16 protein-coding genes are annotated in these 17638 nt (G+C 66.1%); 7 read left to right on the top strand and 9 right to left on the bottom strand.

Translation table 11 applies throughout. The features are described 5' to 3' along the window. Window positions 1-48: 48 nt before the first annotated feature. From ACQPWU_RS42785 to ACQPWU_RS42775, 3 genes are read left to right on the top strand one after another with little or no spacing between them, the layout of a single operon-like run. Window positions 49-3141 carry an adenylate/guanylate cyclase domain-containing protein gene (locus tag ACQPWU_RS42785; protein ID WP_433431379.1) on the top strand — a complete coding sequence of 1031 codons (3093 nt, stop codon included), beginning with the start codon at window positions 49-51 and terminating at the stop codon, window positions 3139-3141. Further along, window positions 3138-3968, top strand: coding sequence for a S8 family peptidase (locus ACQPWU_RS42780; protein WP_360690588.1), 831 nt, complete (start codon window positions 3138-3140; stop codon window positions 3966-3968). The genes ACQPWU_RS42785 and ACQPWU_RS42780 overlap by 4 nt, the downstream gene beginning before the upstream one ends. 14 nt (window positions 3969-3982) lie before the next feature. After that, window positions 3983-4579, top strand: coding sequence for a GAF domain-containing protein (locus tag ACQPWU_RS42775; protein ID WP_433431378.1), 597 nt, complete (start codon window positions 3983-3985; stop codon window positions 4577-4579). A gap of 57 nt (window positions 4580-4636) precedes the next feature. Here ACQPWU_RS42775 and ACQPWU_RS42770 read toward each other — a convergent pair whose 3' ends face one another. The 3 genes from ACQPWU_RS42770 to ACQPWU_RS42760 all read right to left on the bottom strand — a co-directional run bounded on the left by ACQPWU_RS42770 (window position 4637) and on the right by ACQPWU_RS42760 (window position 8236). Continuing rightward, entirely contained in the window at window positions 4637-6259 is a 1623-nt protein-coding gene (locus ACQPWU_RS42770) for a tryptophan halogenase family protein (RefSeq protein WP_433431377.1), read from the bottom strand. 106 nt (window positions 6260-6365) lie between these two features. Continuing rightward, window positions 6366-7028: an NADPH-dependent FMN reductase gene (locus ACQPWU_RS42765; RefSeq protein ID WP_433431376.1), complete on the bottom strand. Its 663-nt coding sequence runs from the start codon at window positions 7026-7028 to the stop codon at window positions 6366-6368. Between the two features lie 836 nt (window positions 7029-7864). After that, window positions 7865-8236 (bottom strand): DUF5997 family protein, encoded by a 372-nt coding sequence (locus tag ACQPWU_RS42760; RefSeq protein WP_433431375.1) that lies wholly within the window; start codon window positions 8234-8236, stop codon window positions 7865-7867. A gap of 55 nt (window positions 8237-8291) precedes the next feature. On the opposite strand from ACQPWU_RS42760, the gene ACQPWU_RS42755 reads away from it, so the two are divergent. Continuing rightward, on the top strand, window positions 8292-9020 hold the full coding sequence (locus ACQPWU_RS42755; protein WP_433431374.1) for a LysR family substrate-binding domain-containing protein: 729 nt from the start codon (window positions 8292-8294) through the stop codon (window positions 9018-9020). A 225-nt stretch (window positions 9021-9245) separates the two neighbouring features. Here ACQPWU_RS42755 and ACQPWU_RS42750 read toward each other — a convergent pair whose 3' ends face one another. The 3 genes from ACQPWU_RS42750 to ACQPWU_RS42740 form a co-directional block, all read right to left on the bottom strand. Next, window positions 9246-9557 (bottom strand): NUDIX domain-containing protein, encoded by a 312-nt coding sequence (locus ACQPWU_RS42750; RefSeq protein ID WP_433431373.1) that lies wholly within the window; start codon window positions 9555-9557, stop codon window positions 9246-9248. Window positions 9558-9992: 435 nt separating this feature from the next. Continuing rightward, window positions 9993-10508 carry a hypothetical protein gene (locus ACQPWU_RS42745; RefSeq protein WP_433431372.1) on the bottom strand — a complete coding sequence of 172 codons (516 nt, stop codon included), beginning with the start codon at window positions 10506-10508 and terminating at the stop codon, window positions 9993-9995. 745 nt (window positions 10509-11253) lie between these two features. Further along, window positions 11254-11655, bottom strand: coding sequence for a nuclear transport factor 2 family protein (locus ACQPWU_RS42740; RefSeq protein WP_433431371.1), 402 nt, complete (start codon window positions 11653-11655; stop codon window positions 11254-11256). A 130-nt stretch (window positions 11656-11785) separates the two neighbouring features. On the opposite strand from ACQPWU_RS42740, the gene ACQPWU_RS42735 reads away from it, so the two are divergent. Further along, the gene (locus ACQPWU_RS42735) at window positions 11786-12373 is read left to right on the top strand and encodes a sigma-70 family RNA polymerase sigma factor (RefSeq protein WP_433431370.1); all 588 of its coding nucleotides are present in this window, start codon (window positions 11786-11788) and stop codon (window positions 12371-12373) included. A gap of 424 nt (window positions 12374-12797) precedes the next feature. Here the strand turns inward: ACQPWU_RS42735 and ACQPWU_RS42730 are convergent, their stop codons facing one another. After that, window positions 12798-13097 (bottom strand): hypothetical protein, encoded by a 300-nt coding sequence (locus ACQPWU_RS42730; protein ID WP_433431369.1) that lies wholly within the window; start codon window positions 13095-13097, stop codon window positions 12798-12800. A gap of 222 nt (window positions 13098-13319) precedes the next feature. Here ACQPWU_RS42730 and ACQPWU_RS42725 point away from each other — a divergent pair, with 222 nt between their 5' ends. Then, window positions 13320-13820: a DUF302 domain-containing protein gene (locus ACQPWU_RS42725; protein WP_433431368.1), complete on the top strand. Its 501-nt coding sequence runs from the start codon at window positions 13320-13322 to the stop codon at window positions 13818-13820. Window positions 13821-13972: 152 nt separating this feature from the next. Here the strand turns inward: ACQPWU_RS42725 and ACQPWU_RS42720 are convergent, their stop codons facing one another. Further along, entirely contained in the window at window positions 13973-14140 is a 168-nt protein-coding gene (locus ACQPWU_RS42720; RefSeq protein ID WP_433431367.1) for a hypothetical protein, read from the bottom strand. Window positions 14141-14224: 84 nt separating this feature from the next. On the opposite strand from ACQPWU_RS42720, the gene ACQPWU_RS42715 reads away from it, so the two are divergent. After that, window positions 14225-15250 (top strand): LysR family transcriptional regulator, encoded by a 1026-nt coding sequence (locus ACQPWU_RS42715; protein ID WP_433431366.1) that lies wholly within the window; start codon window positions 14225-14227, stop codon window positions 15248-15250. Window positions 15251-15965: 715 nt separating this feature from the next. On the opposite strand, the gene ACQPWU_RS42710 is transcribed toward ACQPWU_RS42715, so the two are convergent. Next, a complete protein-coding gene (locus ACQPWU_RS42710; RefSeq protein WP_433431363.1) occupies window positions 15966-17540 on the bottom strand; it encodes an IS1182 family transposase in 1575 nt (524 codons plus the stop codon). Window positions 17541-17638: the final 98 nt, after the last annotated feature.

Raw genomic sequence — 17638 nt, 5'->3', positions numbered from 1 at the left:
GGCCACCGGCCGTTCACCGGATGACCCGGACAGGTCCTCTCGCGTTCCGTGTGCACCACACGGAAAGCCGCTATCGCCGAGGCGGTTATGAACTGCATTTCTTGTGGCGCCGAGATCGGGCGCTTTCGCTTCTGTCCAGACTGTGGCGCGCCGCAGGACCGTGACCGGCATGAGGTGCGGAAGGTCGTAACGGTTCTGTTCTGCGATCTGAGCGGGTCCACGGCGATGAGCCGGCGGTTCGACCCGGAATCACTGCGGGCGGTTCTCCTGCGATATTTCGAGCTGATGCGATCCTGCCTCATCCACCACGGGGGAACGGTCGAGAAGTACATCGGGGACGCCGTCATGGCCGTGTTCGGCGTCCCCACGGTGCACGAGGACGATGCGATCCGGGCCGTACGCGCGGCATGGGAGATGCGTGCGGCCATCACGAATCTCAACGCGGAGCTCATGCGCGAACTCGGGTGTGGAATCGGGATCAGAATCGGGGTGAACACCGGAGAGGTCGTGGCCGTCGACGCCGCGACCGGCGACCATACCTTCGTCTCCGGGGAGATCGTCAACATCGCGGCGAGACTGGAACAGCATGCGCCGTCCGGCGAGATCCTCCTCGGCGAATCCACTTATCGCATGGTGTCCGGCGCCGTCACCGCTGAAGCCGTGCCGCCACTCGACGTGAAGGGCGTGGCAGAGCCCCTTCCGGCCTGGCAGCTGCGCGAGGTACGCGCCCATGAACCGCCCGTGCGACGGAGATTCGACGTTCCATTGACAGGCCGCGAACGAGAGCTGAAGCAGCTCTCGTTGCTCTTGGAAGGCGTACGACAGGATCGCGCCTGTCATGTGTGCACGATCTTCGGCGATCCCGGCATGGGCAAGTCGCGCCTGGCCCAGGAGTTCATCATGGTCTCCCGGTCCTCGGGTTCGCCGGCGGTCTCCGGCGGATGCTCCCCGTACGGCGGCGGCACGCTCACCCCGTTCGACGGTGTTCTGACCGACCTGCTCAAAGCGGTGGGAACGGGAAACCTGGCCGAGGCGTTCGCCGACACGCCTCAGGTGGCGACGGCGCTTGCCGGTGTTCTGCGCGATGGCGCGTCGGGGCTCGCCGTCGAGGACACGTTCTGGGCGATCCGTGAGGCGTTCTCGACGCTTGCCGGTGATCGCAGTGTCGTGGTGGTGCTCGATGACCTGCAGTGGGCGTCATCCACCACACTGGATCTGATCACCTCCCTGGCGGAGTCCCTGCACGGAGTCGCCGTGTTCTTTCTCTGCCTGGCCAGGTTCGAACTGCTTGACGCACGCCCGCAATGGGGTGGCGGGCAGCTCGGCACCACCTCCATCGTTCTGCGGCCGCTCGGTCACGAGCACGCGCACACGCTCGCCGCCAATCTGAGCGAGGTTTCCGCGCACATGTCCAGCGACGACATGGAGCGACTGGTGGCGACCGCCGAAGGCAATCCCTTCTTTCTCGAACAGCTGATAACCATGCGCACCGAAGAACTGGCGGAGGGGATTCCGGCATCCTTGCAGGCACTTTTGGCGGCACGGCTCGACTTGCTGACGCCGGAGCAGCTGGAATGGTTGCGATGGGCCGCGTTCTTCGACGGCTTCACACCGTCGCACATCGCCGAGTTGTCGGCCGGAGTCCAAGTCACCGACAACGACATGAATCATCTCGTACGACGTCGGTTCATTGAGCCCGACGGGAAGCTCCAGGGCGAGACCCGTTACCGGTTCGGCAGTTCCCAGGTCCGTGATGTGACGTATTCGGCGTTGTCGAAGAAGACTCGCGCGGAGCGGCACATACGAATCGCCCATTGGATGAGGGACCGTTCGCAAGCGGATGCCGACGTCGGCGGGCACCTGGAGAGTGCCCTCGGTTACTGCGCCGAGCTGAGGATGCCGAACACAGCGGGCCTGGCCCAGGAGGCCGGGGCGCATCTTGACAGAGCGGGACGCACAGCCCTGTCACTCGGTGACGTGTGCCGGGCCAGATCGTTCTTCGAGCGGGCATTGGCGGTCGCGCCGGACCGGGTGGACACCATGGTGACCCTCGTGGACGTGCTCGCCGCCTCGGGCGAGACCGGAGCCGCCGACCGGTTGCTGGATGAGCTCGAAAGATCCGCCGGCGCCGGCAGGCCCGAACTCGCTGCGCACGGGCGGCTCCAACGGGCCGTCCTCCATGTGGCCGAGCTGGGAATGGACCATATGGTGGCAGTCGCCGAGGAGGCGTTGCCGATCTTCCGGCAAGCCGATGATCACGCGGGACTCACCCGGTGCTGGTTGCGTCTTGGCCAGGCCAGCCAGACACACCACCACTTCGACGAGGCCAGGCGGCGCTTCGAGCAGGCACTGACCTACGCCCATGACGCCACGACCCGGCTGGAAGTGGCGACGACCCTCGGTGGCCTCGCCTCCTGCCTGTGGCAGGGTCCTGAACCCGCCGGGGCCGCCCTGCGCAGGTGTGACGAACTGGTCGAGCAGTACGCCGGCATGTCGAAGGCCACCCGGATCGCCATCGAGTGTCCTCGTGCGCTGCTGTGCGCCATGCGGGGCAGACCCGATGACGCGCGGAGAACTCTCAACGACGCCGAGCGGACTGTCCAGGAAATGGGACACGTCACGGCTCGGGCGACCATTCCCATCTTCCTCGGCAAAGTGGAGCTGCTCGCCGGCGATCTCGTCGCCGCGGAGCGCGCGTTGCGCACGTCCCGAGCCGCCTTCGAAGACATCGGAGACGGCCTCATGCAGGACACGGCAACCGTCGACCTCGCCCGTGCCGTGTACCGGCAGGGCAGGGCGAGCGAGGCACTCGACTTGCTCGACTCGTGCGGCGACATCACCGAAGACCTGCTTCCTATGGAGACCGCGCTCCGCGCGTCGTTGCGGGCTCGTATCCGTGCGGAGTCCGGCGCCGGCATGTCCGATGAGCTGGAAAAGGCTCTGGCGCTGACCGCCGGGATGCAATCGCCGCAATGCCGCGGCATGGTCCTGCTGGACGCGGCACACGCCTTCCTGCGTTCCGGACACGAGCATGACGGACTCTCCTTCTTACGGCAGGCGCGGGATTCTTTCGCGGCGAAAGAGGACTTGGCCGACCTTGCGCTGACCGAATCCCTCCTCGCGGATATGGGGTGCGAATGACCACTGACACGGCCGGCTCGCCGCCGCGACTGAGCTGGTTCATGCAGGGTCCGCCCGAGCAGGTCAGGCTGAGCACGGGCTGGCCGGCGTTCCCGATCAGGGACTGGGCACTGTCTGGCGCGACGGGGGCCGGTGTACGGGTCTGCGTCGTGGACAGCGGGGTAGAGGCGGGACACGAGCTCGTGGGTCCGCTGTCGGGCGCTTACAGCGTGGAACCAGGACCGTCAGGAAGCTCACGGGTCGTGGCCGACGACAGAGGTGACACCAGCGGTCACGGTACGGCCTGCGCCAGTGTGATCCGTCAGTTCGCGCCTCAGTGCGAACTGACCAGCGTGCGAGTGCTGGGCGGATATTCCGGTAGCGGTGACAACCTGATCACCGCCTTGCGGTGGGTCATCGACAACGACTTCGATGTGGTCAACCTCAGCCTCTCCACGAGCAAGCGCCACTTCGGTATGGCGCTGCGGGAGCTCACCGACGACGCGTACTTCAACCGCACGTTGATCGTGGCCTCCGCGCACAACATGAAGGTCGAAAGTTTTCCGTGGCGATTTTCTTCCGTTATTTCGGTGGGCAGCCACGCGGAATCCGATCCATGGCGGTACTACTACAATCCCAATCCGCCGGTGGAGTTCTATGCGGGCGGGGTCAACGTACCCGTCGCCTGGAAGGGCGGGGCGCGGACGCTGTGCAGCGGGAACAGCTTCGCGACTCCACGGATAGCCGGGATCTGCGCGTTGATCCGCAGCGAACATCCGGACCTGACGCCTTTTCAGGTCAAGACCGTCCTCCACCTGTCCGCGGCCAACGTCAGGGAGCAAACATGAATATCAGCGGTGCATTGCCGGTCCTGGACAAGAGGAACCAGCGTTTGCTTCAGTCGATCGTAGAAGTGGCTCGCGCGATCTTCAACGCCGAGGCGAGCTCCATATTCATCTTCGACAGCGGTTCGGGCGAGCTGGTCTTCGAGGCGGTATCCGGGGCCGGCGAGGAGACCCTCATCGGGCAGCGGTTCCCGGTGGACGAAGGCATCGCGGGCTGGGTGCTCCAGTCGGGCGTGCCGTTGATCGTGGACAACGTGACGTCGAATCCACTCCACGCCCGGAAGTTCGCGGAGTCCACCGGTTACACGCCGACCTCCGTCATGGCGGCGCCGCTCATGGACGAAGGCACGAGCATCGGCGTACTCGAGGTGATGGACCGCCGACCGGATCCCACACGTGCCCTGGGAGATCTGGAGCTGCTCGGCCTGTTCGCCAGTCAGGCGACCGTGGCCCTGCAGGTCGTGATCCAGAGTCAGGAGGCGATGGCCAGGGTGATTCACGACGATACGCTTGCCGGCGTCGCGGTGGCCCTCGGCGGCCTCACCGGCACCCGCAGGGAGGCAGGCCGTCAGCTGCTCAGCAGCATCAGGGATGTCCTTGCGACGGAGGCATAGAGCAGGCTGCGTCACCCCGCGATCGCGGAGATGACGCAGCCGGTGCCCCTGGCGTTCTCACACGAAGCCGTGCCCGAAGGAACGTCCTCTCCCAGCCCAGCTGTCCTCGTCCTCCAGGATGGCCTGATGAATCTCGGGTGTGGCACGTATGACGTCGAGCGCCTCCGCAAGGGGCAGGGCGCGCTTGACGAGGAGCTCGGCGGCGGCCTTACGCTCGTGCCACTCCTCCATGGAGATGGACTGGGGGAGGAGCGATGTCCGCACGTGCTGGCCGAGCAGGATCGTGTCGACACCGGCTATGCCGTAGAACGTGGGCATGGCCTGTTCGGCGAAGTCCCGGACCACCGCATCCCGCTGACGCAATGGCGCGCCCGCGGCGTACAGGTCCAGGAGATGCTGGATCCCCGAGACATCGGTTTCGTGGTTCGCCGTCTTCCAGAAGGGGGTGTCCAATCTCGTGTTGAACCGATAGTGGATCGCGAGGAACCAGCGCAGCGCATCCCACTTGCGCGCAAGCCCGGCATTCACCACTTCCCGTGCCGCGGGTTCGCGCCAGCTGCCGGGAAGCCCGCCGAGCAGTCCCAGGATCCCCAGCGTGATCATATAGATTCCGCTGGATTCGAGTGGCTCCACGAATGCATACGAGTTGCCGATCCCCATCACATTGCCGCGCCACGCCTGCTCGTGCCTGCCTGACCTGAAGCGGACAATGCGCGGTTCGCTGATGCCGGGGAATCGCGTTGCCAGCTCGGCGGCGGCCTCCTCGTCGGACAGCGCCGACGAGGAATACACGTAGCCCAGGTGGTCGCTCTCCGGCGTCGGGATGCTCCAGCACCATCCCGCGGACATCGTCGTCGCGGTCGTGTAAGGCTTGAGGTGACCGTGATGCGGCAGGTTTCCGGTGACGGCCGAGTCGGTGAACAGGCTGTCCGCGTAGCTCAGGAAGGGAGTCTCCAGGGTTTTGCCCAGCAGCAGGGACCGGAACCCGGAGCAATCCACATAGAAGTCGAAGCGAAGCTCGCGGCCGTCCTCGGTGACGATGGAGTCGATCCAGTCGCCACTTCTCCTGATCACCTTTGCGATACGCGCGTCGATGTGACGCACTCCGCGCCGTCGCGCCAGGTCGGACAGGAAGGTGACGAACCTGGCGTTGTCCAGGTGATAGGCGTACCGAAGATGCTTCATGAGGGACTCCGGTCGTCCGCCGTTCGCGAAGATGGGAGTCCGGTCGGCACGCATGAGCAGTGCTTGCAGGGTGAAGTCGTTGATGTTGCCTCGAGATCTCAGGGAGCCGACCACCCCGATGGAGTCCGAGTCCCAGTCGAATGGCGCTACGAATCCTTCCGGATCTGGCCCCCATTCGAACTTGATGCCCAACTTCCAGGTCGGACGCACTTTGTCGTACAGCTCGTCCGGGTCAATTCCAAGATAGTGGTGCAGGAAAACGACGAGAGACGGCACGGTCGCCTCGCCGACCCCGATGATCGGAATACCGGATGACTCCACCAGCGTCACGTCCAGCCAAGGGCGTCTGGCTTTCAGCGCGAGCGCCGTGAGATAGCCGGCGGTACCGCCTCCGATGATGCCGATCCGGCGGATTCCCTCGTGATCGTCGGCGGAAGGCTCGTGAGCGTGATCGATGAACCATTCCCGTGTGTCGTCCCGACGAGCTGCGCTCATGGGTCTGCCTCCTTGGAATTCGCCTCGCGTCCATGCGGGACCGTGCGCCCGGGGAGCTCGAATGATCGGGCGACGGCTCCCTGTTCGAGAACAATCTGTCAGGAACTCATCCGGCCACGCCGGTATGGTGGTTGTAGGTCGTCGGCAGCCATTTCCCGGTGCCGTCCCCAATTCCCGCGCGAATCACCGGATCACGAGGAGACGCCGCCTCTGTCGCGAAGCGACGGGCCGCATCGAGGACCATGCCGCCCAGGCTGACGAGCCGATTCACGACCGCGCGATCCGTCGGCCTTTCATCGCTCCGGAAGACATCGTGTGCGCCGTTGACGGGGACGACGAACGGGACTACCCAGCCGCGCAGAGCACGTACTGCGAACTCCATGCTGTTGATCGCCTGAAGTGCTTGGGCGCCCGCCGCTGTCGCGATGAGACCGACGGGTTTGTCGGTGAGGAAGGGCGGATCGAGGCCGGCGAGTTCCTCGAGCCAATCCAGAGAGTTCTTGAAGGAGCCGCTGACCGTGCCGTGATACATCGGTGCGCTCCATATCATGGCGTCGGCCGAAGCAGCTGCCCGTACGAGCCGGGAAACGCCCGGGTGAAGGCCGGCGGCGTCGGTGCCCGCGGATCCGTACAGCGGCAGATCGAGCGTCCGTAAATCGAGGAGGTCGATATCGACGTCGTCGGCCGACGCGCCTTGCAATGCCATCTGCAATGCAGTAAGGCTCGTGGACGGCACCTGCAAGGATCCGCCTAACCCGACAATACGCACCCTCAATACTCCCTTGGTCTTGCGGGCCGATCATCACGGCGAAGCCCTGCGTGACGTCGGTCCGCAGTGCGGAGACGCCCAGCGGCACTCAGGCTCGGAATTCGAGATCGCCCGGCAGGAGTCGTTCTATTATCTTCCAGGATGTCCTATGAGCATATACCGGAGGTATATTAAGGATTTATCGAGGATTTTCGCACACTCGTCGGTCGGTCGGGAAAGTCCGACCGGGCTGAAAGTAGCCAGGCGCGACGATCTTCCGGAAACCGCCCCGCCCAGATGGTTCCTGGAGGCGGGGACAGATGCACTTAGCGATAACTCGTCGTAACTTCTGCCGGCTTGCCTAGGTCGTGGCAGGCGGCTCGATCAGGTTTCCACCTCAGCAAGCTACGGACTCCGGCCCACGCTCGGGCGATCATTCGGAGCCGAGGACCCGTCGGAGGCATCAGTTCCTTTGTCGCGATGCTCGGTGACGGCGCAGGTGACCCCTCGCTTATAAGGCACGCCAGCAGGGCGCGGATCCTGGGCGATCCCGGATCTCACCTCGGTGAACGTTCCGCCCAGATCCTCGGACGTCCGCACGCGTCCCGGGCCGTTGTCACTCAGGTAGTCACCCAGCGAGGCGGTGGCGGCAGCTTGGAGACGCCGGGTTGAGCACTCCAGCAAAGGATTGCCGGGACGGCTGCTCGACACCGGATCCCCCTTGAGCACACGCGGAGACTTCCCAACGAGGAAACCGCTTACGCGGCAGAGCGCCCACCCCGGTTCCGGCAGAACGCCCACACTCGGCTCATTCGACGGGCTCGTCTGGGGCCGGAGACGTACAGGATCTCAGCTGTCTAGCGTTGCTTGAGGCGGAGTGCTTCTTTGCGGGTCTCGGCCTGGATGGACCGCTCGCGCTCCAGCCACGCTGGATTCTCAGCTTTCAGCGCATCGATCTCAGCGGTGGTGAGCGGCCCGGTGATCCCGCCTCTGGTCAGGCCGGAAATGGAGACCCCGAGCTTCGCGGCGACGACCTGCTTGGGGTGCGGGCCGTTGCGGCGCAGGTCAGCGAGCCAGGCGGGCGGCGTCGACTGCAACTCGTTCAGCTCGTCCCTGGAGACGACACCCGCCTGGAACTCGGCGGGAGTGGCCGAGAGGAGGACACCCAGCTTCTTGGCCGCGGTCTCGGGCTTCATCGTCTGGATGGTCTTCGGTTTGGGCGAGGTCATGGTGCCAAGAGTAGTCAGTCGGAGCGGGTTCCCCTGACATCGGTACTCTGAGGAAGTGACCGATGGAGAGACCGGCAGGACGTTTCGGCTGGCGTACGTGCCCGGGGTGACACCCGCGAAATGGGTCAACGTCTGGACCGAGAGGATGCCCGGCGTGCCGGTTACCCTGGTCACGGCTCCCACCGCGGAGGTGGTCGGACTCCTGCGGGATGGCGGCGCCGACGCCGGATTCGTCCGGCTGCCGGTCGACCGGGACGGTCTCAGCGTGATTCCTCTCTACGTGGAGACCACGGTGGTCGTGGTGCCCAAGGACCACGCGGTGGCCGCCGCCGACGAGGTCTCCACCGCCGACCTGACCGACGACAACGTGTTCCATCCTCTGGACGACACCATCGAGTGGACGGTCCGGCCCGGGCTGCCCGCGTTCACCCGCCCGGCCACAACGGCGGACGCGGTCGAGCTGGTAGCGGCCGGCACTGGGCTTCTCGTGGTTCCGCAGTCGCTGGCACGCCTCCACCACCGCAGGGATCTCACTTACCGGCCGGTGTCGGACGCGCCGCAGTCTCAGGTCGCGCTGGCCTGGCCCACGGACGCGACCACTGACCTGGTGGAAGATTTCATCGGCATCGTCCGCGGCCGGACAGTGAACAGCTCGCGGGGCCGTACCCCCGCCTCCCCTGCGGAGAAACCGGCACAGCGACAGGCACAAAAACCCGCACAGAATGGCTCCCGTCGCCGGGCGGTGCCGGCCGGCCGTAAAAAGAAGGGCTACCGGCCTCGGTGACCTGCGGCCCCGAACCTCCGGTTCGGACCCGCTTTGGGAGTTAGTCGCTCAGGCCCCGTTTCCACGATCGGGAACGGGTCTTTTCGCAGGCGTGGGCGGTACTGGGTTCGAACCAGTGACCGCTCGCTTGTAAGGCGCATCAGGAGAAGATGGGATCTTGGGTGATACAAGGTCTCACCTGGGCAGACGTTCCGCAGAGATCCTCGGTCGTCGTCAATCACAGAGTCACTCAGTGGGAGCGGCCCGGCCGTGCTCCAGACAGACCGTCTCTCCCAGCTCACGGGCGGTGGCGGCGGCCTTGAGACGGCGGGCGAGGCGCTCGATCAGAAGGCCGTCCAGCTCTTCGCGCACCTCTCGGACGCATGCCTCGTACGGGGTCTCCACCGGCTCGACGTACCCGCCGGGGATGTCCATATAGGACTTGTACGTAGGCCGGACGAGCAGCACATGACCGCTGTCATTGAAGAGCAGCGCTCCAGCAGCGGCGCGAGCCTGGGCGAACGGTACGGTCTCCTGATCGTTCCCGGCCTCGACCATACGCGACCGGGGCCGCTCTCACACGATGTGCAATCGTCGGGCAAGCGCAGCGAGCTGGAAACTGGGCTTGCCTTTCTGCCTCCTGATTCACGACATCGTGAGCTGTGCATGCGCCACGGCGTGGCCATGCCGAGCGCGACGCTCGATCGGCAGCCGCTGGTATCGAGTCGTGGCCCCACGTCCACGGCGACCCGAATGTCTCCCAGCTCGATCGCCGTCGCCACCTCATGGATGCGGACGTCCGTCGGCCCGAACGCAGTCCAAACGTAGTTGGCGTCCTTGCCGAGCCGCACCTCGTCTGCTGTTTCACGACCTGCGCCGATCACGTCGAGTAGCGCTCTGACCAGGGAATACGGCCTTCAATTGTCCCCGCCGTGTATGTCTTCCTCTCCCAATGCCCCGCCGACATATGAGGTGTCATTCTGAGCCGGGGCTTCAGTCCAATTCGGAAGACTTCGGCTTCTTCGGAATCGTGATGTCGACGTCGACACCGCACCTCTTGGCGATCCGGGCCGCAGCCTTCGCGATGACGTGCGCGTAATTGCGCGCCTGCGGGGAGCTGAACCTCTCTTCCAGGCGACTGTCCTCCACGGCAATCCGGTAGCCCTCCACCCCGGCCAACGCCTCCTCTAGTGGTGGATGGAGTGTGCCTACGGCAATGTCCTTGACCTCCTGCAGGGTGGGCTGCCAGTCACGGACGGGGGCGTCAGGGTTGAGTGCGGCGGGGCCGGAATGCTTCTCAACCTCGTAAAGGAAGGTTCGCAGGCTCGGGCGGGCACAGATGGAGTTGTCGTCCCCGGCCGCGGTGGGTGGGGCCTCGAAGCCGCTGGAGATCGGTGCCGGGCTGGCGTGCTGCGGCGAGGTGGCGGGCACGGGATAGGAGGGCTCTTCGGCGCCATGGCAGCCGGCCGAGGCAATGAAGATGGTGATGACGAGGAGAAATCGGCGCATGGGTTCTCCTGGGACGGGGGACGGGCCCACAGGGGGACGTTAACCGTCGCCTCCGGGTTGACTACTCACGCTAGATCGCCCTTACGGGCTACCTCGGCGGGCGCGCGCCCACAGCACCATTCGCGCAGGCTGCCCCGACTCACGCCCGAGTAGTCCTTCAACGCCATCGGCGGTCTTCTCGCTTCCTCCGGATCAAGCAAGATCCAGTATCAGCGTGTCCACCAACCGGGGGAGTCCCAGTGGCTGAGCTGCAGCGTGCCATGCGCTCGCGAGCAGGCGAGGCGTGCTCTCACCTCACAGCACCAGCCGTTGTACATGCGGCTGTATGGGCGCCGGGCCGCCTCGTCTGTTCTGCCTGTACAGCCCGCCTGTGCCACGCCTGTAGGGCTCGGACCGGCATGGGAACCTCGTGAGTCGCACCTCTCTGCGGCTGGTGTTCCACAGTGCCGACGACGCATCCGTGGTCGGCTCGGCCGGCACCTGCGGCAGTGAACTCAGTGCCACCGTGGCGCAGCCCGGGGCGTTCTGGGGACGAGTCGTGCGACGTGACGTGCAACTTGATCAGTCCGAAGATGCTACTGCGCCAACCGGTCAGCGATGACGGCGAAGTCTGGGTGCGTGAGGCCACGGCGAAGAGCAACGCGATGGAGAAGGGCTTGTCCGTGATGGTGTGCGGACCCAGGCGCTATCGGCGTCGGCATTTTCATCGTCGACCCAGACGAAGGAGCGCGCAGTCGCCATTTGCTCAGAACATTCCGTGTGGGTGAAGCACCACGTCGGGTACGGATTGAACGACGTCCCAGTGCTCAACGATCATGCCACCGTCGACGCGGAAGAGATCGACGGTGGCGAGATCGCCCTGTGGGGTGGCCACGTGGGTGTGTACGGCGACCAGGTTTCCGTCGGCGAGCAGGTGCTTGGCAGCCACGGTCGCGTCCCGCAGGTGCGAGCTGCCGGGCCCGGTCAGGTAGTCCGCGAACGCCTGGCGGCCGGACTGTGCCGCGGGATCGTGCGCGACGCGCGGGTTGTGCGAAACGAAATCCTCGCCGAGCAACTCGGTGAAGCCGGTGATGTCGCCCGCGCCAAACCGAGAGACAGCCTCGAGGACGAGCGCCCGGTTCCGGTCGGTGAGTGGAGTCGATGTCATGTCACGCCTTTCGGGTCGGTAGTGCCTGTCCATCCGGTACGACGGATGCGGGTCCGTCAGCGTCACGCGTGACGTCGGTGCCCGTGGAACCGTCTTGTTGTCGAGGTCTGTACGGGAGGGTGCGATGGATATGGCCGGCGAACTGTTCGAGAGGCACCGGGCCGCGCTTTCGGCGGCGACGTATCGGGTGCTCGGTGACCGTGCGAACGCTGACGACGTTCTTCAGGAGGCCTGGCTTCGCTGGAGCCGTGTGGATCACAGCTCGGTCGCGGACCCCGGTGCGTACTTGTTCCGACTCGTGACCCGGCAGGCGATCGATGAGCTTCGCAGGATACGAGCGCGTCGGGAAGCGCACGCTGACACTGACTGGTTGGACGGGCTGGCGGTCGGCTCGCCCGTCGAGCCGCGGCCGGTCGAGGCGATGGCGGCGGCCCTCCTGGTCGTCCTGGAAACCCTGACCCCGACGGAGCGCGCGGTGTTCCTGCTGCACGATGTCTTCGGCTTCTCGCACGCGGAGATCGCAGCCATCATCGGACGCACCGAACGGGCGGTTCAGCAGATGGCGTACCGCGCCCGGCGGCACGTACGGGCGCGCCGCCCTCGGTTCCGGCCTACCCCCGGTGAGCACCGAACGGTCACCGAACGCTTCCTGGCCGCCGCGGCTCTCGGCGGCGACCTGGCCGGCTACGGCAAGGCCTGCGCCGCAGCCGTAGTCTGACCGGACGACGGCTTGCGTGAGGAGTCCGGCCCGGATGTCTGATCGATCAGGCCCCGACCCTGAAGCCGAATGGTGGACGACATCCGATGTCGCCGCCTTCCCTGGCGTGCGGGTGGCGGCAACTCGCCTGATGCCGACTCGCCTCAGCAGTTCACCGGAAGTAGGTGCCACCTTGTGAGTGCTCCGCCGAGCCTGTTCCGTAAGGGGATCCTCACCGGACCACCGAGCAGTCGGGACGGACGCTCAGACCAAGGTGTTCCGTATAGCTGTTCCGGTGGGGGCTAGTCGGAACACCAGAGGACGTGAACGCCTCTCGCGTCGGTCGCTCCACCATCCACCGCATCATCCACGGGCCAGAAACCACCAGGTAGAACGCGGGATCAACGCCTACTTTGCGGTCGCCGTAGCTTTGGGAGTGCCGGGCCTACTCGCGCAGGACCAGCCACGCCCAAAGGGCAGCCACCGTAAGCAGGGCCAGGCCGAACACGATGGTGGCACTGCGCCGCCTGGAGACGAGGGCGAGGAGTAGCCCCACCGCGGGCGCGCCGAAACCGACGAGGGCGTTTCCGCAGAGCTGCGAGAGCTGCCTGTTCCTCGGCTCCCCTCCCATGAGGGCAAAGCCATAGCTGAACCACAGCACGCCCAGCAGAGGTGTGCCCAGGATCCATAAGAGGAACAGCAGCCATGGCCAGGCGGCGTCCTTGCGCGGCCGACCCAATTCCATGATCCGAATTGTTCCCCTTCCCGCTACGGCAGGCTTGCCGGCGAAACCAGGAGGCAAGCCTATGGAACGGTTCGTCAAAGCGGGTGTTTTCCGCCGGGAGGCAGCAATGGACGCCAGGTACTCGGGACAACAGGATCTACGGCTGCCGCAGAAAGGTCGCCGGTGTCGGGAGGAATCATGGCGCAGTCACCACGGGACCGCATTCAGAGCGTCCCTCATGAGGTGAACCGCCTGGCCATCGCCGTCGGCAAACCGCTGGACGACTTCCGCGCCCAGTACGAGCAATCCGTTCCGGAGTACGACGCTGAGCGTTTCGAAAGGCTCGTCGCGGACGGAGCCACTTGGGACACCGTTCTGGAGGCGACGAAGGAGAACGCTCCTCACGGGTTCATCATCTACTGGAGCTGCGATTTCTCACCCTTGATGCAGCTGGCCGGCCACCGGTTGCGCTGCGTCGAGTACCTCATGGGCAACCACGCCGTCGCCCAGACGATGTACCGCCACAATCCGGCCATAATGCTGTACGCTCCGCTGCGCACGGCCATCTATGAGGACGTCGAGGGCGAAACGTGGTTTGCCGTCGACCAGCCGCGCACCCGGTTCGCGAGCTTCGGGGATCCGGGCATCACCCAGGGAGGTGTCGAGCTCGACCGCCGGCTCGCCGTGCTGCTCGGCCATCTAGGGCTGCCGGTCCCCGATGTACTGGCCGCCCACAGTGAATAGAGCGGTGAGGCTGTTTTCATCCTGACCAATGGTCTTCGCCGGTGACGCTTGAACAGCCCGCGGATCGTAGCGCCGGCAGCCTGGTAGCCCTGATCTAGCCGTTCATGTTCATGTACCTGAACAACAGGCCGCCGCGGCCCGCGGCCCTGGCACTACGTCGTGCGGGTGCTGAACTTCCTCTTCTTCTTCGCCGACTTCGTGGGCGATCCGCTCGTGACGTTCTGTGCCGTCAGCCCCGGCGGGTGGACCAGGCTCAGGAGGACGCCGATCTGGGCGGGCGACAGCGGCATGCCGCTGAGCAGCTCTTTCATGGGAATCACGGGTCCAGCCTGATGGAGATTGGGACGCGGGGTCCAACACCGGAAAAGCCGGGATTAACGCGGATCTGTTGTTAATGTTGCCGTGTGGATCTGCATCCCCGGCTGCTCAGGGTGTTCGTGACCGTCGCCGAGGAGCTGCACTTCGGCCGCGCCGCCGCCCGCCTGTACGTGGCACAGCAGGCGCTCAGCCGCGATGTGCGGCGGCTGGAGGAGCAGCTCGGGGCGGCGCTGTTCACCAGGTCCACTCGGCGGGTGGAGCTGACCCCGGCGGGAGCGCGGCTGCTACCCGGGGCCAGGCGGCTGCTCGCGCTGCACGACGAGCTCGTCGCGGAGATCTCCGGCGCTCGGGGGCCGCTGCTCGTGGACGTCAACATGCAGGGACACGAGCCGCCGCGGCCGCTGGTCAGGGCCAGGGAGCTGGCACCGGGAGTGGAGATACTCGCCCGCTTCCACGGCGGGCTGGCCTCCGGGGTCGCCGCAATGCGGGAGGGGCGTCTCGACGTGTCGTTCGGCCGGTTCGCCGGGCTGCCCGCTCACGTGCGCAAGGGACTGGCCCAGGTGCCCGTGCGGCTGGATCCGCTCGCCCTGCTGATGCCCGACGATCATCCGCTGGCCGCTCTGGAGGAGGTGCCGCTCGGTGTGCTGGTCGACTTCCCGCTGGACGCCATGGCGGGCAACCCTGCCACCACCGAGTGGACCGACCTGGGGGAGCTCCTGGCAGAAGAGTTCGGGCTCACCTTGGCCACGCCACACGTGCCGCCGGTCGGATCCCATGAGATGGGCCTCTACCTGCAACGGCACCGAGAGCCGGTGCTGGCCACGGCGAAGGTCGGCGGGATCCCCGGCGCCGTGGTGCGGCCCCTGGTCGATCCCGTGCCGCTCGCTCTGGAGAACCTCGTCTTCCCCGAGGGCCTGCGGCATCCGGGTCTGGACGCGCTGCTCCAGGCCGTGACGGAGTTCTGGAGGGTCGGGCGCCGGCTGCGCCGGCCGTCGCACTCCTGGCTGCCCGAGGCCGACGAAGCGCTGCTGAGACGGTCGGGACATGGCCACGGGGATGACCGTCTCCAGGGTGGGCTCTTGCCAGTCAGAGGTAGGAGCGCGCAGCGTTGACCAGCTCCACGCCGGCGTGGGAGGTATCTACCGGGACGGCCGTCTACGGCGTGCACTCCCTGACGTCGCCGTTGCGGACATCGCGAGAGCCACGCCCACCTCGCCATACATCCCCCACACGGCCGCGCCCTCCGGACCGTGCCGTTCTGAGCAGGACCCTACCCGCCTGCCCGCTGATGGTTGACGCCCACCCACCCCACACCATCGGCGCTCCAGCCCGTGGTATGTCATCCCCAAGACATACCGAAGATCATCTAGCCGGAGTGTCGCGCACCTCTAGAGCCGGATCTGTCGCGCAGGTCCTGAGACCTGTCAGGCAGGCGCCACAAAGCTGGAGGTCGGATCAGGGCTTTATCGCTGGGGCATGCCGACGGCGCTTGCAAGATGCATCTCACTCAGTTTGTCACTCACGCCCCGTTTCCAAGATCGGAGACGGGCGTTTTCTCTGGTGGGCGGTACTGGGTTCGAACCAGTGACCCCTCGCTTGTAAGGCGCGCCAGGAGAAGCCGGGATCTTGGGTGATTCAAGGTTTCACCTCGCTCGTCCCTGGCCGTTGTCACTCAGATAGTCACTCGGCAGCACGACTAGAAATGTGCTGAAGATCTTGTGTGCAAGCGCGCGGTTATCGAAGGACGGGCATGGCCGGGCGGATCGTCTGCTGAGTGGGTGGAAGGCGTCCGAGGGCGGTACGCGAAAGGACCGCCTCCGTCGGTGGTCAGGTGCCGGTGATAGCCCAGGTGCCGTGGGTGTGGGTCAAACCTAGGTTGATCAAGGTGCGGAGGTTGAGGGCGGCGGCGCGGGTGTGGAGCCAGGCGTTGTTCTTGATCGTGCCCAGGTAGCGCAGGCGTCGGTTGCCGCGGGCGACCAGCCAGGCGATGGCGCGTTCGACCGGTGGCCGCCAGCGCCGGTAGTCGGCTTGCCAGTCGGGGTCGGTGGCGGCCTGACGACGGGCTGCGGCCAGCAGGGCGTGGTGGGGGTGCACGTTGAGATTGCGGCCGGTCTTGGCGGTGGTGCAGCGCGCTCGCAGCGGGCAGGCGGCGCACCGGTGCTTGAACTGGGCGACTCGGTTGCCGTCGGCCTGCGGTTTTCCCAGGGCGACGGTGTGCCCGGCCGGGCAGGTGACGGCGCCGGCGGCCTCATCGACGGTGAAGTCGTCGATGGTGAAGCCGCCCGCAACGGCCTGACGCAGCGTGGCCGGTTTGATGATCAGAGTATGTCCAGCGGCCTGCAGGGTGTGGCGGGCCTGGCCGGTGCCGTAGGCGGCATCGCCCAGCACGCTGACCGGCTCGCGCTCGGCAGCCAGCAACTCTTCGGCGACCAGGGCCTCGTGATGCTCGGCACCGCTGCCCAGCGTTAAACCCACAGCGGTGAACAAGCCGGTCTCAGGCTCAACAGACACATGCGCCTTGTAGCCGTCCAGGCGCTGGGTGCGGTTCTTGTGGATGTGGCGGGCCTCGGGATCGACGGTGGAGACGATCCGGTCACGAGCTGTTCGCCGGGCAATCCGCCAGCGGCCGTCGCCGCCGTCGCTGCCGGGCGCGGGCTCGACGTCCTGGTAGGCCACCAGCGCCAGCAGCCCGACCGCGGTGGCGGCTTTGTCGTCCAGGGCCTGCTCGGGCAGGTCGGCCAGCAGCCGCAGCGCGTCAGTGACCAGCGCATCCACCAGGTTCTCGCGCGCTTGGGCATCGTCCCACGCGATACGGGGCTTGCCCGGATCGTCGTAGTCATGAGCGGTGCAACAGCCCGCTGCGACCGCTGCCGCGCCGGGCACCTCGCGGATCACCCGCCGGATCGCGGCGATCAGCTGAGTGACCGTGTCCTGCGTGGCCACCGCGTCTTCCAGCACGGTGGAATCCAGCGCCCGCCGCTGCCGGCCCCGCAACGCCCCGGTGATCGCGATCAGCTCCCGCACCCGCACAAACAGCCGATGCGGCTCGGCCGAGCGAGCCAGCCGCCGCCGGAAGTAGGTCAGCAACGACGGGTGGAAGGCGCGATCATAAAGCCCGAGCCCACAGGCGGCCTTCCACCGCAGATCGCACCGCAACTGCTGGACCGCGTCAAAGTCCGACACCCCGAACAACGCCTGTAATACCACCGCCGAGGCCAGCACCTGCGGCGGCATACTCGGCCGCCCATTCGGCGAGGGGTACATGTCGGCGAACATCGCCTCAGGGAACAACGCCTGACGATGCTCGGCCAAGAACGCGAACACGCTGCCAGCGGGGATTAACTCCCGGCAGGTCTGCCACACATCCGGCCCGACCGGTGCCCCGGCCGCTTTGCCCTGCATACCACCGAGTCTGACCCCAAGCCAGCCTAAGTGGAACCAGCACCCAACATCTTCAGCACACTTCTAGATGATTGATTCCAAGGGCTGAGATTCGCTGA

It is taken from the genome of Nonomuraea sp. CA-141351 (assembly GCF_050944675.1).
GTDB lineage: Bacteria > Actinomycetota > Actinomycetes > Streptosporangiales > Streptosporangiaceae > Nonomuraea.
The sequence above is the reverse complement of the archived record's forward strand: the minus strand, read 5'-3'. Positions and strand labels throughout refer to the sequence as shown.

Coding starts and splice junctions, on each gene's coding strand:
- ACQPWU_RS42740 (WP_433431371.1), bottom strand. CDS start 11,655: ATGACATCGACTCCACTCACCGACCGGAACCGGGCGCTCGTCCTCGAG.
- ACQPWU_RS42745 (WP_433431372.1), bottom strand. CDS start 10,508: ATGCGCCGATTTCTCCTCGTCATCACCATCTTCATTGCCTCGGCCGGC.
- ACQPWU_RS42730 (WP_433431369.1), bottom strand. CDS start 13,097: ATGGAATTGGGTCGGCCGCGCAAGGACGCCGCCTGGCCATGGCTGCTG.
- ACQPWU_RS42735 (WP_433431370.1), top strand. CDS start 11,786: ATGGCCGGCGAACTGTTCGAGAGGCACCGGGCCGCGCTTTCGGCGGCG.
- ACQPWU_RS42770 (WP_433431377.1), bottom strand. CDS start 6,259: ATGAGCGCAGCTCGTCGGGACGACACACGGGAATGGTTCATCGATCAC.
- ACQPWU_RS42750 (WP_433431373.1), bottom strand. CDS start 9,557: ATGGTCGAGGCCGGGAACGATCAGGAGACCGTACCGTTCGCCCAGGCT.
- ACQPWU_RS42710 (WP_433431363.1), bottom strand. CDS start 17,540: ATGCAGGGCAAAGCGGCCGGGGCACCGGTCGGGCCGGATGTGTGGCAG.
- ACQPWU_RS42780 (WP_360690588.1), top strand. CDS start 3,138: ATGACCACTGACACGGCCGGCTCGCCGCCGCGACTGAGCTGGTTCATG.
- ACQPWU_RS42760 (WP_433431375.1), bottom strand. CDS start 8,236: ATGACCTCGCCCAAACCGAAGACCATCCAGACGATGAAGCCCGAGACC.